The organism is Microbacterium sp. LCT-H2, assembly GCF_001866135.1.
GTDB lineage: Bacteria > Actinomycetota > Actinomycetes > Actinomycetales > Microbacteriaceae > Microbacterium.
The window spans coordinates 121,151-146,436 of the sequence record NZ_MODW01000002.1 but is presented as its reverse complement, the minus strand read 5'-3'; the positions used below and the strand labels follow the sequence as shown (position 1 = coordinate 146,436).

Annotated in this window: 23 protein-coding genes and 1 riboswitch; of the genes, 2 read left to right on the top strand and 21 right to left on the bottom strand. The window is 68.9% G+C overall.

Annotation, left to right across the window (positions count from 1 at the left end; all coding sequences use genetic code 11):
• Positions 1-6: 6 nt before the first annotated feature.
• The 6 genes from BK819_RS16330 to BK819_RS05140 all read right to left on the bottom strand — a co-directional run bounded on the left by BK819_RS16330 (position 7) and on the right by BK819_RS05140 (position 4,411).
• Positions 7-1,296 (bottom strand): citrate synthase, encoded by a 1,290-nt coding sequence (locus BK819_RS16330; protein WP_083391672.1) that lies wholly within the window; start codon positions 1,294-1,296, stop codon positions 7-9.
• Positions 1,297-1,486: 190 nt separating this feature from the next.
• Entirely contained in the window at positions 1,487-2,599 is a 1,113-nt protein-coding gene (gene dapC / locus BK819_RS05160; protein WP_071328207.1) for a succinyldiaminopimelate transaminase, read from the bottom strand.
• A 9-nt stretch (positions 2,600-2,608) separates the two neighbouring features.
• Positions 2,609-2,929: a ferredoxin gene (gene fdxA / locus BK819_RS05155; RefSeq protein ID WP_017203330.1), complete on the bottom strand. Its 321-nt coding sequence runs from the start codon at positions 2,927-2,929 to the stop codon at positions 2,609-2,611.
• A gap of 9 nt (positions 2,930-2,938) precedes the next feature.
• Positions 2,939-3,349, bottom strand: coding sequence for a histidinol dehydrogenase (locus BK819_RS05150; protein ID WP_256209393.1), 411 nt, complete (start codon positions 3,347-3,349; stop codon positions 2,939-2,941).
• A 40-nt stretch (positions 3,350-3,389) separates the two neighbouring features.
• Positions 3,390-3,704 carry an AzlD domain-containing protein gene (locus tag BK819_RS05145; RefSeq protein WP_071328206.1) on the bottom strand — a complete coding sequence of 105 codons (315 nt, stop codon included), beginning with the start codon at positions 3,702-3,704 and terminating at the stop codon, positions 3,390-3,392.
• Complete coding sequence (locus BK819_RS05140) at positions 3,701-4,411, bottom strand: AzlC family ABC transporter permease (RefSeq protein WP_071328718.1); 711 nt, start codon at positions 4,409-4,411, stop codon at positions 3,701-3,703. Before BK819_RS05140 ends, BK819_RS05145 begins: the two co-directional genes overlap by 4 nt.
• Positions 4,412-4,507: 96 nt before the next feature.
• Between BK819_RS05140 and BK819_RS05135 the strand changes: the two genes are divergently transcribed.
• Entirely contained in the window at positions 4,508-5,056 is a 549-nt protein-coding gene (locus tag BK819_RS05135; protein WP_071328205.1) for a helix-turn-helix domain-containing protein, read from the top strand.
• Between the two features lie 107 nt (positions 5,057-5,163).
• Here BK819_RS05135 and BK819_RS05130 read toward each other — a convergent pair whose 3' ends face one another.
• Positions 5,164-6,048, bottom strand: a complete 885-nt coding sequence (locus BK819_RS05130) for a phospholipase (protein WP_177173795.1) — start codon at positions 6,046-6,048, stop codon at positions 5,164-5,166.
• A gap of 186 nt (positions 6,049-6,234) precedes the next feature.
• On the bottom strand, positions 6,235-8,148 hold the full coding sequence (gene typA / locus BK819_RS05125; protein WP_071328204.1) for a translational GTPase TypA: 1,914 nt from the start codon (positions 8,146-8,148) through the stop codon (positions 6,235-6,237).
• 191 nt (positions 8,149-8,339) lie between these two features.
• Here typA and BK819_RS05120 point away from each other — a divergent pair, with 191 nt between their 5' ends.
• Positions 8,340-9,083 (top strand): CPBP family intramembrane glutamic endopeptidase, encoded by a 744-nt coding sequence (locus BK819_RS05120; protein WP_071328716.1) that lies wholly within the window; start codon positions 8,340-8,342, stop codon positions 9,081-9,083.
• Between the two features lie 7 nt (positions 9,084-9,090).
• On the opposite strand, the gene BK819_RS05115 is transcribed toward BK819_RS05120, so the two are convergent.
• From BK819_RS05115 to BK819_RS05055, 13 genes are all read right to left on the bottom strand, one after another.
• On the bottom strand, positions 9,091-9,657 hold the full coding sequence (locus BK819_RS05115) for a PH domain-containing protein (RefSeq protein WP_083391669.1): 567 nt from the start codon (positions 9,655-9,657) through the stop codon (positions 9,091-9,093).
• A 1-nt stretch (position 9,658) separates the two neighbouring features.
• Positions 9,659-11,332 (bottom strand): ABC transporter ATP-binding protein, encoded by a 1,674-nt coding sequence (locus tag BK819_RS05110; RefSeq protein ID WP_071328202.1) that lies wholly within the window; start codon positions 11,330-11,332, stop codon positions 9,659-9,661.
• Entirely contained in the window at positions 11,329-12,273 is a 945-nt protein-coding gene (locus BK819_RS05105; protein ID WP_071328201.1) for an ABC transporter permease, read from the bottom strand. The genes BK819_RS05110 and BK819_RS05105 overlap by 4 nt, the downstream gene beginning before the upstream one ends.
• Positions 12,266-13,192 (bottom strand): ABC transporter permease, encoded by a 927-nt coding sequence (locus BK819_RS05100; RefSeq protein ID WP_071328200.1) that lies wholly within the window; start codon positions 13,190-13,192, stop codon positions 12,266-12,268. The genes BK819_RS05105 and BK819_RS05100 overlap by 8 nt, the downstream gene beginning before the upstream one ends.
• Before the next feature lie 101 nt (positions 13,193-13,293).
• Entirely contained in the window at positions 13,294-14,928 is a 1,635-nt protein-coding gene (locus BK819_RS05095) for an ABC transporter substrate-binding protein (protein ID WP_071328199.1), read from the bottom strand.
• Between the two features lie 215 nt (positions 14,929-15,143).
• Positions 15,144-17,984: an aminomethyl-transferring glycine dehydrogenase gene (gene gcvP / locus BK819_RS05090; protein ID WP_071328715.1), complete on the bottom strand. Its 2,841-nt coding sequence runs from the start codon at positions 17,982-17,984 to the stop codon at positions 15,144-15,146.
• A gap of 61 nt (positions 17,985-18,045) precedes the next feature.
• Complete coding sequence (gene gcvH, locus BK819_RS05085) at positions 18,046-18,423, bottom strand: glycine cleavage system protein GcvH (RefSeq protein ID WP_071328198.1); 378 nt, start codon at positions 18,421-18,423, stop codon at positions 18,046-18,048.
• Positions 18,420-19,535 (bottom strand): glycine cleavage system aminomethyltransferase GcvT, encoded by a 1,116-nt coding sequence (gcvT, locus tag BK819_RS05080; RefSeq protein WP_071328197.1) that lies wholly within the window; start codon positions 19,533-19,535, stop codon positions 18,420-18,422. The genes gcvH and gcvT overlap by 4 nt, the downstream gene beginning before the upstream one ends.
• Before the next feature lie 147 nt (positions 19,536-19,682).
• Positions 19,683-19,777, bottom strand: a riboswitch (glycine riboswitch).
• A 49-nt stretch (positions 19,778-19,826) separates the two neighbouring features.
• Positions 19,827-20,684: an ABC transporter ATP-binding protein gene (locus BK819_RS05075; protein WP_071328196.1), complete on the bottom strand. Its 858-nt coding sequence runs from the start codon at positions 20,682-20,684 to the stop codon at positions 19,827-19,829.
• Entirely contained in the window at positions 20,681-21,535 is an 855-nt protein-coding gene (locus tag BK819_RS05070; protein ID WP_071328195.1) for an ABC transporter ATP-binding protein, read from the bottom strand. Before BK819_RS05070 ends, BK819_RS05075 begins: the two co-directional genes overlap by 4 nt.
• On the bottom strand, positions 21,532-22,512 hold the full coding sequence (locus BK819_RS05065) for an ABC transporter permease (RefSeq protein WP_071328194.1): 981 nt from the start codon (positions 22,510-22,512) through the stop codon (positions 21,532-21,534). The genes BK819_RS05070 and BK819_RS05065 overlap by 4 nt, the downstream gene beginning before the upstream one ends.
• The gene (locus tag BK819_RS05060; RefSeq protein WP_071328193.1) at positions 22,505-23,500 is read right to left on the bottom strand and encodes an ABC transporter permease; all 996 of its coding nucleotides are present in this window, start codon (positions 23,498-23,500) and stop codon (positions 22,505-22,507) included. Before BK819_RS05060 ends, BK819_RS05065 begins: the two co-directional genes overlap by 8 nt.
• Before the next feature lie 43 nt (positions 23,501-23,543).
• On the bottom strand, positions 23,544-25,241 hold the full coding sequence (locus tag BK819_RS05055) for an ABC transporter substrate-binding protein (protein WP_071328192.1): 1,698 nt from the start codon (positions 25,239-25,241) through the stop codon (positions 23,544-23,546).
• Positions 25,242-25,286: the final 45 nt, after the last annotated feature.

Here is a 25,286-nt window from a genome sequence, read left to right as displayed (position 1 = left end):
CCGCGCTCAGCGCGTCGGGAACGCGCGCTCCGGCGACCCGGTGTAGAGCTGCTGCGGACGGCCGATCTTCGTCTGCGGGTCGAGCTGCAGCTCGCGCCACTGCGCGAGCCAGCCGGGAAGGCGACCGATCGCGAACAGCACCGTGAACATGCGCGTGGGGAAGCCCATCGCCTTGTAGATCACGCCCGTGTAGAAATCGACGTTCGGATACAGGCGCCGCTCACGGAAGTAGTCGTCTGCGAGGGCGATCTCCTCGAGCTCCTTCGCGAGGTCCAGGAGCGGGTCGGTGACGCCGAGCGAGCTCAGCACCTCGTCTGCGGCCTCCTTGACGAGCTTGGCGCGCGGGTCGTAGTTCTTGTAGACCCGGTGCCCGAAGCCCATGAGCTTCACGCCCTCTTCCTTGTTCTTCACCCGCTCGACGAACCGGGAGACACTCTGACCCGAGTCGCGGATCTGGCCGAGCATCGTGAGGACGGCCTCGTTCGCGCCGCCGTGCAGGGGCCCGGAAAGGGCCTGGATGCCCGCCGAGACGGAGGCGAACTGGTTGGCCCCCGTCGAGCCGACGAGACGGACGGTGGAGGTCGAGGCGTTCTGCTCGTGGTCCTCGTGCAGGATCAGCAGCAGCTCGAGGGCCTTCACCATGGTCGGGTTGATCTCGTACGGCTCGGAGTTCACGCCGAAGTTCAGCTTCAGGAAGTTCTCCACGAAGCCGAGCGAGTTGTCCGGGTAGAGGAAGGCCTGGCCGACGCTCTTCTTGTGCGCGTAGGCGGCGATGACCGGAAGCTTGGCGAGCATGCGGATGGTGTTCAGCTCGACGTGCTCGGGGTTGTGCGGGTCGGTCTGGCCCTCGTAGTACGTCGACAGGGCCGCGACGGCGGAGGACAGCACCGACATGGGGTGCGCGGTGTGCGGCAGCGCCGAGAAGAAGCGCTTGAGGTCCTCGTGCAGCAGCGTGTGGCGGCGGATCTTCTCGTCGAACTCCGCCAGCTCGACGGCGGACGGCAGCTCGCCGTAGATGAGCAGCCACGCGACCTCGAGGTAGCTGGTACTGCCGGCGAGCTGCTCGATCGGGTAGCCGCGGTAGCGCAGGATGCCCTTGTCTCCGTCGATGAACGTGATGTCCGACTTCGTGGAGGCGGTGTTGACGAAGCCGTAGTCGAGACCGGTGTAACCGGTCTGACGGGTCAGCGTCGAGAAGTCGATGCTGTCGTGGCCCGCGGTACCGCGCACCAGGGGGAATTCGGCGGTGGTCTCGCCGATCGTCAGCTTCGCCGTCTGGTCTGCCGCAGCGCTCACGCGGACCTCCTCCTTCTGTCTGATCGCCCCGGCGTCGCGGGCGTCAGCAAGTTCTTGATCAAGCCGGAACTGGCGATCTCTCGGGCGCCGAGCGCCTGGCCGGGTGCCGACCGAATCGCCTTTACAGCCTAGTCGTCGCGCAGGCCTACTGTGACAACGGCCAAAGAGATCGGCGCAACAGGGAGGGTTCCTACAGAACCGCGTCGCGCAGGCGCCGAGCCGCCTCGGCTACGCGGTCGCTCGGCGCCGTCAGCGACAGCCGCACGTGCTCAGGCGACGAGGCGCCGTAGAAGTGCCCGGGGCCCGCGAGGATCCCGAGGTCCGCGAGACGCGCCATCGACTCCCAGGCGTCGCGCCCCTCGGTCGCCCAGAGGTAGAGCCCGGCCTGCGAGCCGTCGATGCGGAAGCCGGCGTCCTCGACGGCGGGAAGCAGCAGCGCCCGCCGCTCACGGTAGAGCTCCTTCTGCGCCCCCACGTGAGCCTCGTCCCCGAGGGCGACGGCCATCGCCCGCTGGACGGGCGCGGGCGGCATGAGGCCGAGGTGCTTGCGTGCGGTGAGGAGTTCGCCGACCACGCGGGCGCAGCCGGCGACGAAGGCCGCCCGGTAGCCGGCGAGGTTGGACTGCTTGCTCAGAGAGTAGACGCTGAGGAGGTTCGCCCGCGTGCCGCCGGTCACCCGGGGGTCGAGCACCGACGGGATGGGCTCCTCGGCCCACGGACCGTCCCATCCCAGTTCGGCGTAGCACTCGTCGCTCGCCAGCACGGCCCCCAGCTCACGCGCCCGCTGCACGGCCGCGGAGAGCTCCTCGACGGTCCACGTGCGACCGTCCGGGTTGCCCGGGCTGTTGATCCAGATGAGCCGCGCCCCCTCCGGCCATTCCGTCGGGTCGTCGGCCGCGACAGGCGTCGCTCCCGCGACCCGCGCGCCGACGTCGTACGTCGGGTAGGCGACGCGGGGGTGGACCACGATGTCTCCGGCGCCGAGCCCCAGCAGCGTGGGCAGCAGCGCGACGAGCTCCTTGGAGCCGATCGTCGGCAGCACGTTGTCGACCCGGAGGTCCGGGACGCCACGGCGGCGGGCGTACCAGTCGACGATCGCCTCCCGGAGCGCGGGGGTGCCGACGGTCTGCGGATAGGCGTGGGCGTCGGTCGCTGCGGCGAGGGCCTGACGGATGATCTCCGGCGTGGGATCGACCGGCGAGCCGACGGAGAGATCGACGAGTCCGCCCGGATGCCGGGCGGCGCGCTCACGATACGGGACCACGGCGTCCCACGGGTAGTCGGCGAGGTCGCGGACGCTCACGGAGCGGGCCTACTCGCCCTGCGGCGGGAGCGCGGCGATGATCGGGTGGTCGAACGGGTAGACGCCGACCTTGGCGGCGCCGCCGGGCGAGCCGATCTCGTCGAAGAACTCGACGTTGGCCTTGTAGTAGTCCTGCCACTCGTCGGGCAGATCGTCCTCGTAGTAGATCGCCTCGACGGGGCACACCGGCTCGCACGCTCCGCAATCCACGCACTCGTCGGGGTGGATGTAGAGCGACCGTTCGCCCTCGTAGATGCAGTCAACGGGGCACTCGTCGATGCAGGCGCGATCCTTGACATCGACGCACGGGAGGGCGATCACATACGTCACCCCCTCAGTCTACGACCCGTGGACCTCGGGTTCCTCCGAGGACGGCGTGGCGGGGCGGACCGGCTGCCGGGAGAACGACGGCCACGCGATGACGAGCAGCACGATGCCGGCGGCGAGATACGTCCAGATGCGCCCGGCGAGGGTTTCCTGCACGACGACCGAGCCACCGGGACCGACGCCCGAGATGAGCACGATCATGCCCAGCATCCCGAGTCCGGCGGCGACCGCGGCGCCCCGGTCATGGGTGAGCGCCCGCACCGCGATGAGGATCGCGGCGCACGCGATCGCGGCGACGATCAGGCCGATCGGGATCGGGCCCCACAGGACGCTGTGCGCGATGGTTCCGGCCACTCCGTAGACCCCGCCCACCAGGGCAGCGGCCACCCAGGACAGCACCCTCGACAACCACTTCCCGCGCACCCCCCGATCCTACCCGGGCGGAGTCCGGCGAATCGACGCGTCAGGCGGCGAGACCCCACAGCCGCAGCAGCGCGGCGACGAGGGCGGCGGACGCCACCACCACGAGGAATGACTGCCGCAGCCAGAGGAGTCCCGCCGCGACGAGCAGGGCGGGGACACGCGCATCGACGGTGATGGCCTGCCCGTCGCCGAGGGACTGCACCGCGACGAGGGCGGCGAGCAGCGCGACGGTGAGGAGATCGGAGATGCGGGCGGGCCGGGGCGCCTCGAGCACCTTCGGCGGCACGAGATAGCCCACGGCCTTCAGGGCGAGGCAGATCAGGGCGGCGAGGAGGATGGCGCTCCAGAGACTCATGCGCCGGCCTCCCCGTCGACGACCTCTGCGGCTCGCGGTGTCTCCAGCCAGTTGAACCACCCGACGACGATAGCGACGAGAGCGGCGACGAGCACGGGGAGTCCGGGCAGGAGGAACGGGGTGAGGGCGGCCGCGATCACGGCCGCCGCGATGCCGACGGCGACCGCCTGCCGCCGGCGCAGTCGCGGCCACAGCAGGGCGAGGAACGCCGCGGCCGCCGCGGCGTCCAGCCCCCAGGCCTTCGGGTCGCCGAGCACGTCGCCGACCAGCGCGCCGACGAGCGTGGTGAGGTTCCAGCCGACGAAGATACCGACCCCCGTGACCCAGAAGCCCACCCGGCGCAGGCGCGGATCGTCCTGCGCGATAGCCACCGCGGTGGATTCGTCGATCGTGAAGTGCGCGGCGAGCGCTCGTCGTGCCGGTCCCCCGCCGACGACCGGCGACATGCGCATCCCGTAGGCGACGTTGCGCACCCCGAGCAGGGCGGCGGACGCGATCGCCGACGGCAGGGCGGCCAGTCCGCCGGCGGCGAAGACGCCCACGAAGGCGAACTGGGACCCGCCGGTGAACATGAGGAGGCTGAGCACGCACGCCTGCCACACGTCGAGGCCCGCGGCCACGGCGAGCGCACCGAAGGAGATGCCATAGGCGCTCGTGGCGAGCACGACGCCGAGGGCCTCGCGCCACACCTCACGTTCAGCGGTCATCGACCGCCACCCGTTCGCTTCGCTGAACACACGATCATCATTCTGAACATGCCCGGATGCATAGTCAAGCGAACGATCGTTTGCCATGATGAACGCATGGACGATCTCCGCACCCGCATCGCCCGCACGCTCCGCCGCGAGCGCGAGGCGGCGAACCTGTCCGTCTCCGAGCTCGCCCGGCGGGCCGGCATCTCCAAGGCGACGGTCTCCCAGCTCGAGAGCGGTGCCGGCAACCCGAGCGTCGAGACGCTGTGGGCGCTGGGCGTCGCACTCGGCGTGCCCTTCGCGGTGCTCGTCGACCAGCAGGCCAACTCCCCCACCCTCATCCGCGCCGATGACCTCGCGGGCGTGCCCTCCTCTGCCGCCGCCTACAGCGCCACCCTCCTCTCGGCGAGCCCTCCGGGCGCCCGGCGCGACGTGTACCTCATCCAGGCGGAGCCCGGCGACCCCCGGCGCTCGGACCCCCACCATGCGGGCACGATCGAGCACGTGATCCTCATCGCCGGACAGGCGCGGGTCGGCCCGCCCGAGGATGCCGTGGTGCTGAACCCGGGCGACTACCTGACGTATGCCGGCGACGCGGCCCACGTGTTCGAGGCCATCGCGCCCGGGACGAGCGCCGTGCTCATCTCCGAGCTCCGCTGAGGATCACTCCCCCGGCCCGGCCCCTTGCGACCGAACCGGCCCCTTGCGTTCGCGCACAAGGGGCCGGTTCGCCCACAAGAGGCCGGGTCGGCGGATGGCTCTTCGGCTCAGTACCAGTTCATGGCCTGGGAGTGCCCCCAGGCCGTGCACGGGGTGCCGTAGGCGTCGGCGATGTACTGCAGGCCCCAGGCGATCTGGGTGGCGGCGTTCGTCTGCCAGTCGGCGCCCGCCGAGGCCATCTTGCTGCCGGGCAGCGCCTGCGGGATGCCGGTCGCTCCCCCGTCGTTGTTGTACGCCTGGTAGTTCCAGCCGGACTCCTTGTTCCACAGCGAGTTCAGGCAGGAGAACTGGTCGCCGCCCCAGCCGTAGCGGTCCGCCATCATCTGCTGTGCGGTGGCCCGAGCGCCGTCCGGCGTGTTCGCGGAGGCGAGCGCGGCTGCTGCGGCCGCCGCCTTCTCCTCGGCGACGCGGGCAGCATCCTCCGCCGCCTTCTTCTCCTGCGCGGCCGTGAAGGCCGCCTGGAGGTCTGCGGTGGCCGTCACGACCTTCTCGGTCTCGGCTTCGGCCTGCTCGGCCGTCACCGTGATGAGGACCAGCGGGAGGGTGGATCGGTCGGCGAGGGTCTCCAGGTCGTCCTCGAGAGCGGTGGTGTCCACGGACGCCGCCGCGCCCACGTCGAGGCCCGACTCGGTGACCTCCGCGGTCAGGCTCTTCGCCGCGGCGACCGCATCGGTCGCGTTCGCGACCGTCATGACGGCCTGATCGGCGATGCGGGCGAGGGGCTCGGCGCCGAGGTCGTGGCTCGTGACGGCGGCGGTGGCGTCGGAGCGCTCTGCTCCGGCCGCCGGGGCGGAGGCGAGGCCCACGCTGAGGGTGATGCCGACGAGCGCGGCCGTGGCGGCGCCGAGGGCGATCAGGGGGGTACGGGTGACGGTGGCGCGAGCGGCTGCCGCGTCGGAGGCGCGCCGAAGCGCACGGGTCTTCTGAAGCAAGGCTTTGACTTTCGGGTCGTCGTACGCCCATATCGGGGACTCATCGGGAGCTCGCCCCGGGCGCAAGTCAACGAGTCTGCGTCATCAACCTGAGCGAAAACTAGCCCTCACCTGGGATTTTCATGAGAGAGGGCCCCACGCGGCCGGGCGGCGGCGTGGGGCCCTCTCTCAAGGAGTGCGGTGCGATCAGGCGTTCGCGTCCTGACGCTTGAGACGCGAGGCCTCGCGACCGCGGACGGTCTGGTCGAGGATCACCTTGCGGATGCGGACCTTCTCCGGAGTCACCTCGACGCATTCGTCGTCGCGCGCGAACTCCAGGCTCTCCTCCAGCGTGAGGATGCGCGGCGGCGTCATCGACTCGAAGTTGTCGGCCGTGGAGGAGCGCATGTTGGTGAGCTTCTTCTCCTTGGTGATGTTGACGTCCATGTCGTCGGCGCGCGAGTTCTCGCCGATGACCATGCCCTCGTAGACCTCTTCGGTCGGCTGCACGAAGAACGACATGCGCTCCTGCAGCGCGATCATCGCGAACGGGGTGACGACACCCGAGCGGTCGGCCACGATCGAGCCGTTCTGGCGGGTGGTGATCTGCCCCGCCCACGGCTCATAGCCGTGCGAGATCGCGTTGGCGATACCGGTTCCGCGGGTGGTCGTGAGGAACTCGCTGCGGAAGCCGATGAGACCACGCGAGGGCACGACGAACTCCATGCGCACCCAGCCGGTGCCGTGGTTGGTCATGTTCTCCATGCGACCCTTGCGGTTCGCGAGGAGCTGAGTGATCGCGCCGAGGTGCTCCTCCGGCGTATCGATGGTCAGGTGCTCGAAGGGCTCGTAGACCTTGCCGTCGATCTTCTTCGTGACCACCTGCGGCTTGCCGACCGTCAGCTCGAAGCCCTCGCGGCGCATGTTCTCGACGAGGATCGCGAGGGCCAGCTCGCCGCGGCCCTGCACCTCCCAGGCGTCGGGACGGCCGATGTCGACGACCTTGAGCGACACGTTGCCGATGAGCTCGCGGTCGAGGCGGTCCTTCACCATGCGGGCGGTGAGCTTGTGTCCCTTGACCTTGCCCATGAGCGGCGAGGTGTTCGTGCCGATCGTCATGGAGATCGCGGGGTCGTCGACCGTGATGGCCGGCAGCGGACGGATGTCCTCGGGGTCGGCGATGGTCTCGCCGATCGTGATGTCCTCGAAGCCGGCGATGGCGACGATGTCGCCGGGACCGGCGGATTCAGCCGGGTAGCGCTCCAGGGCGCGGGTCTTCAGCAGCTCGGTGATGCGGGCGTTGCTGGTGGTGCCGTCGGAGCGGACCCAGGCGACCGTCTGGCCCTTCTTGAGCGTGCCGTTGAAGACGCGCAGCAGGGCAAGGCGACCGAGGAAGGGGCTGGAGTCCAGGTTCGTGACCCAGGCCTGCAGCGGAGCCTCGTCGTCGTAGGCCGGGGCCGGGACGTGCTCGAGGATGGCCTCGAACAGTGGCTCGAGGTCGTCGTTGTCGGGCAGCGACCCGTCGGCGGGACGGTTCTGCGACGCGGCGCCGGCGCGACCGGAGGCGTAGACCACGGGCACGTCGAGCAGCGCGTCGACGTCGAGATCGGGCACGTCGTCGACGAGGTCGGAGGCCAGGCCCAGCAGGAGGTCGTGCGCCTCCTCCTCGACCTCGGCGATCCGGGCATCCGGACGGTCGGTCTTGTTGACGAGGAGGATGACGGGCAGCTTCGCCTCGAGCGCCTTGCGCAGCACGAAGCGGGTCTGCGGCAGCGGACCCTCGCTCGCGTCCACGAGCAGCACGACGCCGTCGACCATCGACAGGCCGCGCTCGACCTCGCCGCCGAAGTCGGCGTGGCCGGGGGTGTCGATCACGTTGATCGTGATCTCCTTGCCGTCGGCGTGCTTGCCCTTGTAGGTGATCGCCGTGTTCTTGGCGAGGATCGTGATGCCCTTCTCGCGCTCCAGGTCGTTGGAGTCCATGGCGCGCTCCTCCACGTGCGAGTGTTCGCCGAAGGAGCCCGTCTGGCGGAGCATCGCGTCGACGAGCGTGGTCTTGCCGTGGTCGACGTGGGCGACGATTGCGACGTTGCGGAGGTCAGAGCGGAGGGCGTGCGCCATACAAGGGTCCTCAAAGAGTGTGGGGTTGCGCCGGGAAGCCGACGTTCCAGGATAACGTACGCGCGGATCGGGTTCCTGAACGCACGTCGTACCATCGTCCCGTGACCCTCCCCGACCCGACTCCCCCGGCGCCGCAGACGCCGTCGACCGCGCCCACCCGGCGCGACGAACCGCGTGAGGGTCGAGCGCGCCTGTGGTGGGAGATCGCCATCGTGCTCGCCCTGGGCTTGGGTCAGTCCGCGGTCTACGCGATCGTGCAGCTCGCCTATCGGCTCACCGACGACACGCCCCTCGCAGATCAGACCGCCACCCTCAACCCCTCCCGCAGCGACCGGGAGGTGTTCGACCTCATCTATCAGGTGCTGTCCATCGGCTTCGCCCTGGTGCCGGTGCTCCTCGTGTGCTTCCTGCTGTGGCAGCGCCGTCGCCCGCACCTGGAGCGCCTCGGCCTCGACGGCACTCGCGTGGGCGGCGACATCGGCCGGGGCGTGCTCCTCGTCCTCGCGATCGGCGTGCCGGGACTGGCGCTCTACCTCGGCGGCCGGGCGCTCGGACTGTTCGTGGCCGTGAACCCCGCCGGTCTGGACGCGCACTGGTGGACCGTGCCGATCCTCTTGCTCGCCGCCGCCCGCGCATCGCTCCAGGAGGAGTTCGTCGTGCTCGGGTACCTGTTCGCCCGCCTGCGGCAGCTCGGGTGGTCGCCGTGGACGATCATCGTCTCGACCTCGGTGCTCCGTGCGACGTACCACCTCTATCAGGGGCCCGGCGCCTTCATCGGCAACCTCGCGATGGGACTGCTCTTCGGGTGGCTCTACCACCGCACCGGTCGACTGCTGCCGTTCCTGGTGGCGCACTTCCTCATCGATGCGGCGGCGTTCGTCGGCTACCCCTGGGCCGCGGCGACCTGGCCCGGCCTGTTCGGTCTCCCCGGCTGAGGCGCGCTCAGCCGAGGTTGACGACGACGAGCGCCGCGACGGCCCACAGCACGATGACGGCGAGGGCGATGAGGGCCGGACCGTCCCAGCTGCGTCGGATCGGCGCATCCGCCGTCGCGGGCGCCGTGCTCCACAGATCGCGGATGCCGGTGAGCACCCGGAGCGCCGACGGCACCTTCGGCACCGCGTCGTCATCACGGGAGTGACGAGGCGGACGCGCCTTGGCCGGTCCGCCCCAGCAGCTCAGGGTGCGACCGTCGTCGAGCGTGAACTCGAGCTGCCAGCGCATGTCGATGTCCTGCACACGCGCCCAGCCGAAGGTCGTGCGACGCAGCAGGTTCTGCACCACGGCCCCCTCCTGATCCACGCGGACGAAGGAGACGAAGGCCGTCTCGTACACGATCCACAGACCGAGCAGCAGCCAGGGCGCCACGAGCAGCGCCTGCACGATGCTGCCGTTGACGACGGTGTCCCCGAGCAGGAACAGCACCAGCAGGATGCTGAGGACGAAGACGACGGTGCCCGAGGACGCACGGAAGGTCCGTGCGCCCTCGGGGTGTGCGGAAGATGCCACCTCAGCGGCCGCCGAGCGGGATCGACGCCCCCGGGATCGCCTTGAGGAGACGATCCGTGTACTCCTGCTGCGGGTTCGCGAAGATCTCGTCGACCGTGCCCTGCTCGACGACCTTGCCCTTCTCCATCACGCAGACCAGGTCGCTGGAGACCCGGACGACCGCGAGGTCGTGCGTGATGAAGAGGTAGGTGAGGTTCAGCTCCGACTGGAGTTCGGCGAGCAGCTGCAGGATCTGGTCCTGCACGAGCACGTCGAGCGCCGACACCGCCTCGTCGAGCACGACGATGTCGGGCTTGAGGGCGAGCGCGCGAGCGATCGCGACGCGCTGCCGCTGACCGCCGGACAGCTCGTTCGGGTACCGGGTGGCCAGTGCACGGGGCAGGGCCACCTGGTCGAGGAGCTCCTCGACGCGCGCCCGCTGCGCGGCGCGGTCGCCCACTCCGTGGATCTGCAGCGGCTCCGAGATCGTGTTCCCGATGTTGCGCAGCGGATCGAGCGATCCGTACGGGTCCTGGAACACCGGCTGCATGCGGCGACGCAACCCGAACGCCTGCGCGTTCGAGAGGCGGGACACATCCTGGCCGTCGATCTCGATGGTGCCGCTGGTGGGCTCCTCGAGCTTCAGGACCATCTTCGCGACGGTCGACTTGCCGGACCCCGACTCGCCGACGAGCGCGAGCGTCTTCCCCCGCGGGATCTCGAAGGAGACGTCGTCGACCGCCCGGAAGGCTTCGCTGCGGAAGTTCCCCTGACGGATCTTGTAGTCCTTGGTGAGTCCGGCGACGCGCACCGTGGGTGGGATGGCGGCGAGGTCGTCGAGCGTCTCGATGCCCCGATCCTCCACGACCGCCTGGATGCGCTGCGACGCGACGCTCGGTGCGGCCCCGACCAGTCGCTGGGTATATGGATGCTGCGGGTTCTCCAGGATCTGCCGGCTCGGCCCGGCCTCCACGATGTTGCCGTTGCTCATCACGATGATCTTCTCCGCACGCTCGGCCGCGAGGCCGAGGTCGTGCGTGATGAGGAGCACCGAGGTGCCCTTGTCACGCGTGAGCGTCGCCATGTGATCGAGGATGACCCGCTGCACCGTGACATCCAGCGCCGAGGTCGGCTCATCCGCGATGAGGAGCTTCGGATCGGCCGCGAGGCCGATGCCGATCAGCGCCCGCTGGCGCATACCGCCGGAGAACTGATGCGGGTACTGGTGCAGACGCCGTTCGGCATCGGCGAGTCCGGCCTGCTTCAGCACCTCGATCGTCCGCGCCTTCACGGCCTCGCGGCCCCGGGCGATCCCGTTCGCACGGATCGCCTCTTTCACCTGGAAGCCGATGCTCCACACCGGGTTGAGGTTCGACATCGGGTCCTGCGGGACGAAGCCGATCTCGCGACCGCGGACGGCCTCCATCTCCCGGCGACCGAGTTTCGTCAGCTCCCGGCCGTCGAGAGTGATCGATCCTCCGGTGACGACACCGGTTCCGGGCAGGAGGTTCACGATGGCGCTCGCCGTGGTGGACTTGCCCGAACCGGACTCGCCCACGATGGCGACGGTCTCACCCGGGAAGATGTCGAAGCTCGCTCCGTGGAGGACCTCCTTCTCCCCCTCCTGAGTGCGGAACGCGACGGTGAGGTCACGGACGCTGAGCAGCGGGATCTGTGCGGTTGCGCGTGCGGTCATCGCCGTGCCCTCGCCTTCGGGTCGATGGCGTCTCGGATGAGCTCGCCGAGGCTGACGAAGGCGAGCACGGCCAGCGTGAGCGCGATCGACGGATAGATGAGAGCCATGGGCGCCACACGCAGCGATTTCTGCGCCTGTCCGATGTCATTTCCCCACGACATCACGTCGCTTCCGAGACCGACGCCGAGGAACGACAACGTGGCCTCCGCGACGATCGAGGCAGCGAGTCCCAGCGTCGTCACCACGAGCAGCGGCGCGAGCGCGTTCGGGATGACGTGTCCCACCAGCGTGCGGAACTTCGAGCGCCCGAGCGCGCGGGAGGCCACGACGAAGTCGGACTGCCGGACGCGGAGCACCTCGGCCCGCACGACGCGCGCAGTCGCCGCCCACGCGAAGCCACCGATGGCGAGTGCGAGCACGGGCACCGAGCGGTACTGGGAGAAGACCGTCATGACGACGACGGCGGCGAGGATGTACGGGATGGCAAAGAAGATGTCGCCAATCCGAGACAGCACCGAGTCGAGCCAGCCGCCGTAGAACCCCGCGAGCGCCCCCATGATCAGACCGAGAATCGAGGAGATCGCGGTCGCGAGGAGCCCGACGGAGAGCGAGGTCTGTGCGCCCCAGACGATACGGGAGTATATGTCGCATCCCAGGAACGTATAGCCGAGCGGGTGACCGTCCGCGGGGCCGGCATTGCTGTTGGACAGCTCACACTGGCTGTTGGGCGGTACCGACGTGAACAACGTGGGGAACAGGGCCATCGCCAGGAAGAACAGCGCGAGGATGACCGAGAACCAGAACAACGGACGACGACGCAGGTCAGTCCACGCGTCTCGCCACAGGTTTCGCGGCTTCTCCGCGATCCGCACGGCATCGACGGAGATGGTCTCCGTCTCGACCGGAGCGACATAGTGATTCTGCGTGGTGGGGTCAGGCATAGCGGATCCTTGGGTCGAGCAGACCGTACAGCAGGTCGATGATGAGGTTGACCACGACGTACAGGATCACGAACACCGTGACGAAGGAAACCACCGTCGGCCCCTCGTTGCGGATCGCGGCCTGGTACAAGGTGTTGCCGACGCCCGGCACATTGAAGATGCCCTCGGTCACGGTCGCGCCGACGAGCAGCACGCCGAAGTTCGTCGCCGAGTTCGTGATCACCGGGATGAGGGAGTTGCGGAGCACGTGCACGGGGATCACGCGACCGCGCGACAGTCCCTTGCTGTACGCGGTGCGCACCCAGTCCTGGTTGAGCGTGTCGATGACCGAGCTGCGCATCAGCCGCATACTCACGGCGTACAGGCTGAAGCCGAGCACGATGGCCGGCAGCCACAGGCCACCCCAGTCGTTGTCCGACCCGACGGTCGGCTTGAACCAGCCCAGCTTGATCGCGAGGAAGTACTGCGCCAGGAACGCGACGACGAAGATCGGGATCGCGATCGCCACGAGCGCGACGATGAGCATCGTGTGGTCGAAGAGCTTGCCCTTGCGCAGCGCCGAGATCGTGCCGATGATGATCGCCAGCGTGAACTCGATAGCGATGGCCATCACCGCGAGTCGACCGGTGACGGGAAGCGTCTCGGCCAGCACGGTCGACACCGGCCGGCCGGAGAAGGTCGTGCCGAGGTCGCCCTGGAAGACACCGGTGATGTAGTACCAGTACTGCACTAGGAACGGGTCGTCCAGGTGGTACTGCTCGCGCAGCTGTGCCACCACGGCCGGGTTCGGGGTCCGGTCGCCGAAGAGCCCGAGAATCGGGTCACCGGGCATGGCGAACACGAGGAAGTAGATGAGCAGGGTGGCCCCGAAGAAGACGGGGATCACCTGCAGAAGACGTCTCAGGATGTAGCCGAGCATGCGTCTGTCCCGTAGTCAGGAGGCGGAGTCAGTGTGACCAACACAGCCTGTGAGGCGGCGACGGACGACCGTCACCGCCTCACAGGTTCGTGCTGTCAGACTTACTCGCCGTCCTTCGTGACCTGGTAGAGGATCGGCCAGGTGTCCCACCCGAATTCGACGTTCTCGACCGACTCGCCCCAGGCGCCCATGGCGTTGGTGTACCACAGCGGGATGGCAGGGAGGTCCTGGAAGAGGATCTCCTGCGCCTCCTGGAACTTGGCGATGCCCGCCTCGACGTCCGGGGCCGCAGACCCCTCGTCGAGGAGCTTGTCGAACTCCGGGTTCGAGTAGTCGCCGTCGTTCGAGCCTGCACCCGTACCGAAGATCGGGCCGAGGCCGTTGAACATCGACGGGTAGTCGAACTGCCAGCCGGTACGGAAGGCGGTGGTCGCCTTGTCCTCGGTGATCAGCGTGCGGTGCTCGGCGAAGGTCGGGATCGGCTTACCCGAGGCCTCGATGCCGAGGTTGTTCTTGATCTGGTTCGCGACCGCGTCGACCCAGCCCTGGTTGGGGCCGTCGGCGTTGTACTGGATCTGGAAGGATCCGGTCCACGGTGCGATAGCGTCGGCCTCGGCCCACAGCTCCTTCGCCTTGTCGGCATCGAAGTCGAGCACGTCGGAGCCGGGGATGTCCTCGGAGTAGCCGTCGATCACCGGCGAGGTGAAGTCCTTCATCGGCGTGCGGGTGCCGCTGAAGACCACGTCGGTGATCTCCTCACGGTTGATGGCGTGCGAGATCGCCGCGCGGCGCAGCTGGCCCTCTTCACCGCTGAAGTGCTCGAGGCGCTCCGGAATGGTGATGGTGGCGTTCGCCGCGGCCGGCTGGTTCACCGTGCGGTCCGGGAAGTCGGTCTCGAACGTCTGCAGAGCGGTGTCCGGGATCTCCTGGATGATGTCGAGCTCGCCACCCTGGAGGTCGGCATAGGCCGCCTCGGTGCTGGCGTAGAGCTTCATGTCGACGCCACCGTTCTGCGCCTCGCGCGGGCCGGTGTAGTCCTCGTTCTTGACGAGCTCGATGCTCTCGTTGTGCCGCCAGGCGCCCTCTTCCGCGAAGACGTACGGGCCATTGCCGATCGGGTTCTCGCCGAAGGCCTCGAGGTCGTCCCAGGCCGAGGCCGGCAGCGGGAAGAACGCGGTGTAGCCCAGGCGCAGCGGGAAGTCGGACTCCGGCTGCTTCAGCTTGACGGTGAAGGTCAGGTCGTCGACGACCTTGAGGCCGGAGAGCTCCGGCACGTTCTCCTCATAGGAGAAGCCCTCGATGGACTCGAAGAAGTAGCTCGAGAGCTGCTTGTTGTCGAGCGCGGCACCGTAGTTCCAGGCCTTGACGAACGACTCGGCGTCGACAGGGTCTCCGTTGGCGAAGGTCTGGTCGGCCTTAATCTTGATCGTGTAGGTCTGCGCGTCCTCGGTCTCGATCGACTCGGCGAGATCGTTGTGCACGGCGCCCTCGGCGTCGTAGTACACCAGGCCCGCGAAGATGCTCTGCAGCACCAGGCCGCCGCCGACCTCGTTGGTGTTGGTCGGGATGAGGGGGTTCTGCGGCTCGGTGTTGTTGACCGAGATCACCGCGGTCGGGTCACCCGAGGGCGTCTCCTCCGCGGAATCGTTGCCGCCGCCGCTGGCGCAGCCTGCCAGGGTCAGGGCGCCGATCACGAACAGTGCGCTGCCCGCGAGGGCGATCTTGTTGCGCTTCACTTTTGTCCTCCTGTGGACGTGGGAATTCTGCGCGGCTCATCATCGAGCGCGCAGGGATACCTGAGCGTAACCCGGTGGTCGCGCGTCCAGGACGTTCGGCTAACGAACTGTTACTGAGTGGTGACCATCTGTCACATGACGGAAACATGGCGTAACCCGAACGGCGCCGCGCCGCCGGGAGGCGGGCGCGACGCCGTTCGTCGTGCGGGTCCGTGTCAGGCGAAGGCCTCGATCGGCGGGCAGGCGCAGACGAGGTTGCGGTCGCCGTACGCCTGGTCGATCCGGCGGACCGGCGGCCAGTACTTGGCCGCCACCAGGGAGCGCACCGGATAGGCGGCCTCCTCGCGGGTATAGGCGTGCGTCCACTCCCCCGCGATGAGCGAGACGGCGGTGTGCGGGGCGTGCACGAGCGGGTTGTCGTCCGCGGGCCAGCGCCCCGCGGCGACGGCGTCCGCCTCGGCCTTGATCATGATCATGGCCTCGATGAACCGCTCGATCTCGTCGAGGTCCTCCGACTCGGTGGGCTCCACCATGAGGGTGCCGGCGACCGGGAACGACATGGTCGGCGCGTGGAACCCGTAGTCGATCAGGCGCTTGGCGACGTCGTCGACGGAGATGCCGGTGGCCTCCTTGAGTGGACGCAGGTCGAGGATGCACTCGTGCGCGACCCGTCCGTTCTCCCCCGTATAGAGCACCGGGAAGTGCCCGCCGAGGCGCTCGGCGATGTAGTTCGCCGAGAGGACCGCCGCGGCGGTCGCGCGCCGGAGCCCCTCCGCGCCCATCATGCGCACGTACGCCCACGAGATTGGGAGGATGCCCGCGGAGCCGTACGGGGCCGCGGAGATCACCGCGCCCTCGAACGTGTGCCCGCCGAAGTGCTCGGCGCGCTGCGCGAGCGGGTGCGACGGCAGGTACGGCGCGAGGTGCGCCTTCGCCGCGACCGGACCGATGCCCGGGCCGCCGCCGCCGTGCGGGATCGCGAAGGTCTTGTGCAGGTTGAGGTGCGAGACGTCGCCGCCCAGGTCGCCGAAGCGCGCGTAGCCGAGGAGTGCGTTGAGGTTCGCGCCGTCGACGTACACCTGACCGCCGGCCGCGTGCACGGCCCCGGTGATCTCCACGACCTGCTCCTCGTAGACGCCGTGCGTGGACGGGTACGTGATCATCAGCGCCGCCAGGTCGTCGGCGTGCTGGGCGATCTTCGCGCGGAGGTCGTCCAGGTCGACGTTGCCGAGCGCGTCGCTCGCCACCACGACGACCTTCATGCCGGCGAGCACGGCGGAGGCCGCGTTCGTGCCGTGGGCAGAGGACGGGATGAGGCACACAATGCGGTGGTCATCGCCGTTCGCGCGGTGGTAGCCGCGGATCGCGAGGAGACCCGCCAGCTCCCCCTGGGAGCCGGCGTTCGGCTGCAGCGACACCGCGTCGTACCCGGTGATCTCGGCGAGCCAGCCCTCGAGCTGGTCGATGAGCTCCAGGTAGCCGCGGACATCGGCCTCCGGGGCGAACGGGTGGATGCTCGCGAACTCCGGCCACGTGATGGCGGCCATCTCGGTGGCGGCATTGAGCTTCATCGTGCACGAGCCGAGCGGGATCATGCCGCGGTCGAGGGCGTAGTCCCGGTCGGACAGGCTCTTCAGATACCGCATCATGGCGGTCTCGCTGCGGTGGCTGTGGAACACCGGGTGCGTAAGGTACTCGTCCTCGCGGCGGAGGGCGTCCGGCAGCGCGTCCGCGTCGCCGAGACCGAAGCCGAAGGCGCGCTCCTGCTTCCCGCCGAAGACCTGCGCGACCTGGTGCAGCTCGGTCACCGTGGTCGTCTCGTCGACCGCGATGCCGATCGTGTCGGCGTCGGCGACCCGCAGGAGGATGCCGAAGCCGCCTCGCGCCTGGTCGGCGTACTCCGCCGCCCGGCCGGGCACGCGCACGGCGAGCGTGTCGAAGAAGTCCTCGTGGACGACCTCGGCGCCGGCCTCGACGAGCCAGTCGCGCAGCGTCGTCGTCTTGGCGGCGACGTCGCGGGCGATCTCACGGAGCCCGTCCGGGCCGTGGTAGACCGCGTACATCGACGCCATCACCGCGAGGAGCACCTGGGCGGTGCAGATGTTCGACGTCGCCTTCTCGCGGCGGATGTGCTGCTCCCTGGTCTGCAGCGAGAGACGGTAGGCCGGCTTGCCCTCGGCGTCGACGGAGACGCCGACGAGGCGTCCGGGCAGCTGCCGCTCCAGGCCTGCGCGCACGGCCATGTAGCCGGCGTGCGGGCCGCCGAAGCCCATCGGCACGCCGAAGCGCTGGGTCGTGCCCACGGCCACGTCGGCCCCGAGGGTGCCGGGAGCGGTGAGGAGCGTCAGCGCGAGCAGGTCGGCGGCCGCGACGGCGAGCGCACCGGCGACGTGCGCGGCGTCGAACACCGCGGACGGGTCCCACACGCGGCCCGAGGCCCCCGGATACTGCACGAAGACGCCGAAGAGCTCGGCGGGCAGCTCCTCCCCCGCCGCGAAGTCGACCGTGACGAGTTCGATGCCGAGCGCCTCAGCCCGGGACGCGAGCATCGCTTTCGTCTGCGGCAGCGCATCCGCATCCACCGCGAAGACGTTCGACGCGGTCTTCGAGGCCCGGCGCGCAAGCAGCATCGCCTCCACCACCGCGGTGGACTCGTCGAGCATCGACGCGTTCGCGGTGGTGAGGCCGGTGAGCTCGGCCACCATGGTCTGGAAGTTGATGAGCGCTTCCAGGCGCCCCTGCGAGATCTCGGGCTGGTACGGCGTGTAGGCCGTGTACCAGGACGGGTTCTCGAGCACGTTGCGCTGGATGACCTGCGGCGTGACGGTGCCGTAGTAGCCGAGGCCGATCATCGAGCGGTTCACCGTGTTCCGCGCGGCGAGGGCACGCAGTTCGGCCAGTGCCTCGGTCTCCGACGCGGCGACCGGGATGCGGGAGTCGGCGACCGCGTCCTCCGGTCCCGTGTAGATCGAGGCGGGGACGGCCTGTCGCATGAGCTCCTCGACCGGGCTCAGCGTCCCGTTGCCGGCGGAGCCGAGACCCAGCGCGTCGAGCATCGTGCGCTGGGCGGCCTCGGTCGGTCCGATGTGACGATCGGCGAATGCAACCACGTCCGGATCAGCCCTCCGTGAGTGCGACGTACGCGTCGCGGTCCAGCAGTCCGTCCAGCGCACCGGCGGCGACGGACACCTTGAGCAGCCAGCCGCCCTCGAACGGCTCGGCGTTGACGAGCGAGGGATCGTCGACGACGGCGTCGTTGATCTCGACGACGGTGCCGGCGACCGGGGCGTAGAGCTCCCCGACCGACTTGGTGGACTCGATCTCGCCGACGACGGAGCCGGCGGTCAGCTCGGTGCCGACGGCGGGGAGCTCGACGAAGACGACGTCCCCCAGCTTCTCGGCGGCGTAGTCGGTGATGCCGATGGTGACGGTGGCGCCGTCACCGGCGATCCATTCGTGCTCGTCGGTGTAGCGGAGTGCGCTGAGGTCGGTCATTTGTTCCTCCGGTAGAAAGGCAGGGCGGTCACGGTCGCGGGGATACGGGTCCCCCGCACATCAAGGAATACTGCGGTTCCCTCCTCGGCGGAAGAAGGGTCGACGAAGGCCATCGCGATGGGGTGGCCCAGCGTCGGGCTCAGAGCGCCGCTGGTGATCTCGCCGATCGGAGAGCCGTCGGCGTCGACGACCGCGTAGCCGGCGCGGCCGGCGCGTCGCCCCTCCGCCGTCAGCCCGACGAGGATGCGGGCGTCGTCGGCCGGTGCCGGTGCCTCCTTGCCGACGAAACGCTCCTTCGCGGCGACCACGACCCGGCCGAGGCCGGCCTGGGCGGGTGCGGTGTCGAGGCTGAGCTCATGCCCGTACAGCGGCATGCCCGCCTCCAGGCGGAGCGTGTCGCGGGCGGCGAGGCCGGCGGGCACCAGGCCGTGCGGGGCGCCGGCGTCGAGCACGGCGTCCCACAGCGCGGTGGCGTGGGCGGCCGGGACGAGGAGCTCGAAGCCGTCCTCCCCGGTGTAGCCGGTGCGGGCGAGGAGCAGCGGCTCCCCGGCGAACGACGCGGTCGCCCACGCGTAGTACTTCTGCTCCGCCCAGGGGACGCTGACGTCGGCGATGCCCGCCGTCGCCGCGAGGATCTCCTCGGCCCGCGGGCCCTGAACGGCGATCAGCGCGTAGTCGTCCGAGACGTCGGCGACCTCCACGGCGCCCGCGTCCGCGTCCGCCACGCGCACGGTGAGCGCCTGCCGCACCGCGTCGCGGTTGCCCGCGTTGGAGATGATGAGGAAGTCGTCGTCGGCCAGGCGGTAGACGATCACGTCGTCGACGATGCCGCCCTCGGGCGTCAGCAGCAGCGAGTACTTCGCCTTGCCGATCGGGAGCGCCGACAGCCGTCCGGCGAGCGCGTAGTCGAGGAAGGCCGCGGCGCCGGTGCCGCGGACCGAGAACTCCGCCATGTGCGAGATGTCGAAGATGCCCGCCGCCTGCCGCACCGCGTGGTGCTCGGCGAGGTCGGACGTGTAGCGCACCGGCATCTGCCAGCCGCCGAAATCGGTGAAGGAGGCGCCGAGCGCCTCATGGCGCTCGCGCAACGTGGTGTAGCGGGGGTCGGACATGGAGTTCTCCCGGGCTGGGTCGGGCGGGACGACGACGTCGTCCCTGGGAACTCCCCCTCTGTCATGGGCCTGAGAGCTTCGCCCGCGTGCGCAGGGCTTTCACCGTCGGCGGATCCCCCGGTGCTCGGGATCGCTTTTCAGAGCGGCCGGACCTCCGCGGTACGCGTACCTGAGAGATTGGCGGGGAGGCTTGCTCCTTCGGTGCCCGGCTGCATGCGCCGGGGCTCTCCCGCGTCGGTCGTTCGGCCTGTCTTCGATTGTGGGTTCAGTCTAGCGGTCTCCCCCGCCCGCTCAGGAGCCCAGGGCGAGCTCCGCCCGGACCTCGTCGCGGAGCCTGCCGAGGTTCTCCGGCTCCGGTGCCGCCGCCAGGAGGGTCTTGGTGTACTCGTGCTGCGGGCTCAGGATCACCTCGTCGGCCGTTCCCCGCTCCACGACGTCACCCTGGAAGAGGACCATGATGTCGTCGGAGAAGTGCCGCGCGGTCGCGAGGTCGTGCGTGATGTAGAGGACGCCGAGGTTCTCCTCGCGCTGCAGCTCGGCGAGCAGGTTGAGGACGCCGAGCCGGATCGACACGTCGAGCATCGACACCGGCTCGTCGGCCACGATGAACCGGGCACCGGGAGCGAGGGCCCGCGCGATCGCCACGCGCTGCCGCTGCCCGCCGGAGAGCTCGTGCGGACGCCGTTCGGCGAAGTTCTCCCCCGGGGTGAGCCGCACACGCTCCAGCAGCTCGATCGCCCGCGCCCGCACCTCGCCGCCGTCCAGCTTCGGGTGGTGCAGCCGGATCGGACGCTCCAGGTGATGGACGATCGTGTGGAACGGGTTGAGCGAGGCGAACGGGTCCTGGAAGACCATCTGCACGTCCGACCGGTAGCGCTCGAGAGCCGTCCCCCGCGTGCCGGACTCCTCGCCGTCGAGCAGGATGCTTCCCGAGGTCGGCGTCTCCAGCTTCATCAGCATCCGGGCGATGGTCGACTTGCCCGAACCGGACTCGCCGACCAGAGCCGTGGTCCGCCCCGCCTCCAGCGTGAACGACACGTCCTTCACCGCGTGCAGCACGCGCGTGCGGAACCCTGACCGCAGGTGGAAGTCCTTGACGAGGTTCCTCGCCTCGAGGGTGCCGTCGCGCCTCGTCCCGTCCACGCTCATCGGATGACCTCCCGGTTCACGCCGCCGCTGCGGACGAAGTCGCCTCGCTCGCCCGTGAGGGACGGGAAGCTCGACAGCAGCCGCTGGGTGTACTCGTGCTGCGGGTTGCGGTAGATCTCCTCCGCGGTGCCCTGCTCGACGATCCGCCCTTGCAGCATGACCGCGATGCGGTCGCTGATCTCGATCAGCATGGGCAGATCGTGGGTGATGAAGATGACGGCGAAGCCGAGCTTCTCGCGCAGGCGCATGATCTCCCGGATGATGCCGCGCTGCACGACCACGTCGAGCGCCGTGGTGGGCTCGTCCATGATCATGACCTGCGGGTCGAGCGCGAGCGCCATCGCGATCATCATGCGCTGGCGCATGCCGCCGGAGAGCTCGTGCGGGAAGCTCGTGAGCCGGCCGGGGTCGACGCCGACGAGCGTGAGCAGCTCCTCGGCGCGCTCCTGCTTGGCCTTCTTCGACATTCCGGGGCGGTGGGTGTCGAAGATGTCGAAGATCTGCGCGCGGACGGAGATGACGGGGTTGAGGGAGTTCATCGCCCCCTGGAAGACCATCGAGATCTTGTCCCAGCGGAAGGCGCGCAGCCCGTCCCCGTCGAGTCCGACGACGTCGATGTCATGGCCGTCGCGGTCGTGGAAAACGATCTCGCCGTCGGTCATCAGCGCCGGCGCCTTGAGCAGCCGGTTCATCCCGTACGCGAGGGTCGTCTTGCCGCAGCCCGACTCCCCCGCGAGTCCGAGGATCTCACCCCGGTGGAGGGTCAGCGACACGTCGCGGACGGCTTTGACGGGCGGGTCAACCTCGTACTCGATCGAGACGTTCCTGGCGGTGAGCACGGCGTCGCTCATGCGGTGACCCCCTTCTCCTTCGCGGCCTTGCGCAGACGACGGGCCGCATCGGGCGCGTTGCGCAGCTTCGGATTGATGACCTCGTCGATGGCGAAGTTGATCAGCGCGAGTCCCGCGCCGAGGATCGCGATCATGATGCCCGGCGGCACGAACCACCACCACGCCCCGCGGCCGAGAGCCTGACCGGACTGGGCGTCGTTGAGGATCGAGCCCCAGGTGATCGAGGAGTTCGGACCGAGGCCGAGGTAGGACAGGCCCGCCTCGCCGAGGATGGCGAAGATGATCGCGAAGAGGAACTGCGCGGTCAGCAGCGGGAGCAGGTTCGGCATGATCTCGACGAGGATCACCCGGAAGGACTTCTCCCCCGCCACCTTCGAGGCGTACACGTAGTCGCGGGTGCGGAGCGAGCGGGTCTGTAGTCGCAGTACGTAGGCCGCGCCGGCCCACGAGGTGATGCCGAGGACGAAGGCCACGAGCTGCCAGCTGCGCTGCGGCACGAACGACGCGATCACCATGACCAGCGGCAGCCCGGGGATGACGATCATGACGTTGGTCAGGAGAGCGAGGACGTCCTCCCGCCAGCCGCCGAGGTACCCGGCCAGGACGCCGAAGAGGAGGGAGAGCACGATGGCAATGCCGCCGGCCGTCACGCCGATGAGCAGCGACCCCTGCGCCCCGACGGCGAGCTGCGCAAGCACGTCGTTGCCGAGCTTGGTCGTGCCGAGCCAGTGCTCCGCCGAGGGCGCGGCGAGGGCGGGGTTGTCGGTGCTGCGCGGGTTCTGCGTGAAGAACGGCGCGATGATCGCGAAGAGCACGATGGCGAGCACGAGCACGGACCCGACGATGAACTTCGGCGATGTGCTGGGCAGGATCCGGCGACGCCGGCGGTCCTGACGCTGGGTGGCCAGGGCGACGGTGCCCTCGGGGGCGACGGTGGGAGGCTCCTCCACGAGGAGCGGGTTCTTCGTGTCAGACATTCTGGCGAGCCCTCGGGTCGATGAAGCCATAGACGAGGTCCATGAAGAAGTTGGCGACGAGCACCGTGAGGGTGATCACGAGGAACAGTCCCTGCATCAGCGCGTAGTCGTTGTTGGTGACGGCCTGGAACATGAGCTTGCCGACACCCGGGTAGGTGAACACCTGCTCCATGACGATGGAGCCGGCGACGACGAACCCGAGGGTGATCGAGAAGCCCGCGATCGACGGGATGGCCGCGTTGCGCGCCGCGTACGTCGTCATGATGCGTCGCGGCCGCAGTCCCTTGGCCTCGGCCGTGAGGACGTAGTCCTCGGCGAGTGTGGAGACCATCATGTTCCGCATGCCGAACATCCAGCCCCCCACGGAGCTGATCACGATCGTGATCGCGGGGAGGAGCGAGTGGGCGACGGCGTCGGTGAAGAACGCCCAGGTCGGCTCCGGGCCGTCCGGGAAGTCGAAGACGTCGTAGCCGCCGAACATCGGGAACCAGCCGAGCCCGACCGCGAAGACGGCGATGAGGACGAGCGCGAGCCAGAAGTACGGGATGGACTGCAGCACGGTGGTCGCCGGGATGAGGTGGTCGACCCAGGTGCCGCGTTTCCACCCGGCCCAGGCGCCGAGCACGACGCCGAGCAGGAAGGAGATGACGGTGGCGGTGCCGACGAGCACCAGGGTCCACGGGAGAGCACCCGCGATGAGCTCGGCGACGGGAGTCGGGAACTTCGTCACGGACACGCCCAGGTCGCCCTGGAACATGCGCCCCCAGTAGGCGAGGTACTGCTCCCAGAGGGAGGAGTCATCACCGCCGAGCAGGAGCTTGATGTTGCGGATGGTGGTCTCGGAGACCTCTCCGCCGGCCCGCTGCATCTTGGCGATCATGATGTCGGCGGGATCCCCCGGCATCAGCCGGGGAAGCAGGAAGTTGATGGAGATCGCAGCCCACAGCGTGAACGCGTAGAACCCGATCCTTCGTGCATAGAACTTCATGTCACTCGTCCTGACTTCCTGCTTCCCCTGCTCCTCTCGTCACTCAGCCGGCGGGCTTGATCTGCGTCAGCACGTAACCGGCGGCGATGGCGCCCCAGGACGGCGGGAACGCGTAGAGGTTCTCCTCCGTCGGCCACCCGGTGTAGTCCTTCGTGTTGTAGAAGGTCTGCGTGGCGTTGATCACGAGCGGGATGTAGGGCACGTCATTGACGATCGCGTCCTGGATGGTCGCGTAGAGCTCCTTGCGCTCGCCCTCGTCCTCGGTGCTGATGGCCTGCTGGATGGCCGCATCGACGGTGGGGTTGTTGTAGCGGCTGAAGTTCCAGCGCCCCGGGGGGATCTCGGTGCCGACCGGGCTGGTGGACTGCACCTCGGTGCCGCCGAACCAGTCGCGGTAGATCTGGAACGGGTCGGCGATGGTCGTGCCGACCACACCACCGACGATCAGCTGGAACTCACCGGACTGCCGGGTGTCGACGAACTCCTGCCACTGCACCGTCGACGGGGTGACCTTGATGCCCGCGGCCTCGGCCTGCTCGGCGATCAGCTTCGCGGCGTCGTTGTAGTCCGTCCAGCCGTCGACCGAGATCAGGCTGAGCTCGACCGGAACGCCGTCCTTCTCGTAGATGCCCGACGAGCCCTTGGTGTAGCCGGCGGCTTCGAGGATGGACGTGGCCTCCTCGACATTGGCCTCCTGCGGGCTGACCTCGTACGCGTCGTCCGTGAGCCACTTCTCGTCACGAGGGAGCAGCGTGTAGGCGGGCGAGATGTCGGCGGTGAGACCGACGAACGCCTTGTCCTTGATGGTGGCGCGGTCGATCGCGACGTTCAGCGCCTGACGCACCGCGACGTCGGTCTGCGGGCCCGTGCAGCCGAGGTCGGCGTTCGAGCACGTGTAGAGGACCGACGGGTCCTGCGGCGTGTTGATCCACTCGATCTTGCCGTTGCCGGTCACGTCGTCCGGGTTCGGGATGAACATCCCGGTCCAGTCCAGCTCGCCCGCGGCGACGAGGTCCTGGGCCGTCTGGTTGTTGTCGACGGCGATGTACTGGACCTTCTTGATGGCGAGGTCGTCGGCGTCGCGGAAGTTCTCGTTCGCCACGAAGGTGTAGGACTCGCTGGTGGTCTTGTCGACGACGTAGGGCCCGGAGCCGACCGGCTTCTCGTTCGTGAAGTTCGCGAAGTCGTCGACGTCCTTCCAGATGTGCTCGGGGAGGATGTAGCTCGACCCCATCCGCTGGAACTCCGTGGTGTACTGCGCGATGCCGTAGGTGAGCACGACCGTGGTGTCGTCGGTGGCCTCCGCGGAGATCAGCTGGTTGCCCTTGGGGTTGTTCGCCTCGTACAGGAAGGTGAAGGCGACGTCCGCGGCCGTGAGCGGCTCGCCGTCGCTCCACTTCAGGTCCGGCTTGATCTTCACCGTGATCTGCGTGCCGTCTTCGTTGTACTCGAAGGACTCGCCGATGAGGCCGATGGGCTCCTCGTCCTTGGTCTTGTTGTAGAAGAACAGGGGCTCGTAGATCGGTCCGAGTGCGCCGTGGAGCACGTTCGGAGCGAACGGGTTGTAGTTCGTGGTGATCGGCGTCGTGCTGCCGGCCCAGACGCGGAGGGCGCGGTCGCTGGACGCGTTGCCGCCTCCGTCATCGCTACCGCCGCCGCCGCAGGCCGTCAGGCCCAGGACGAGGACCGAGGCCCCCGCGACCGCCGTGAGCGCGATCTTGCGCTTTCCGTTACGGATCATTCTTCATTTCCTCTCGGTGCTGCACTGCAGGAGGGATTCTCCGGT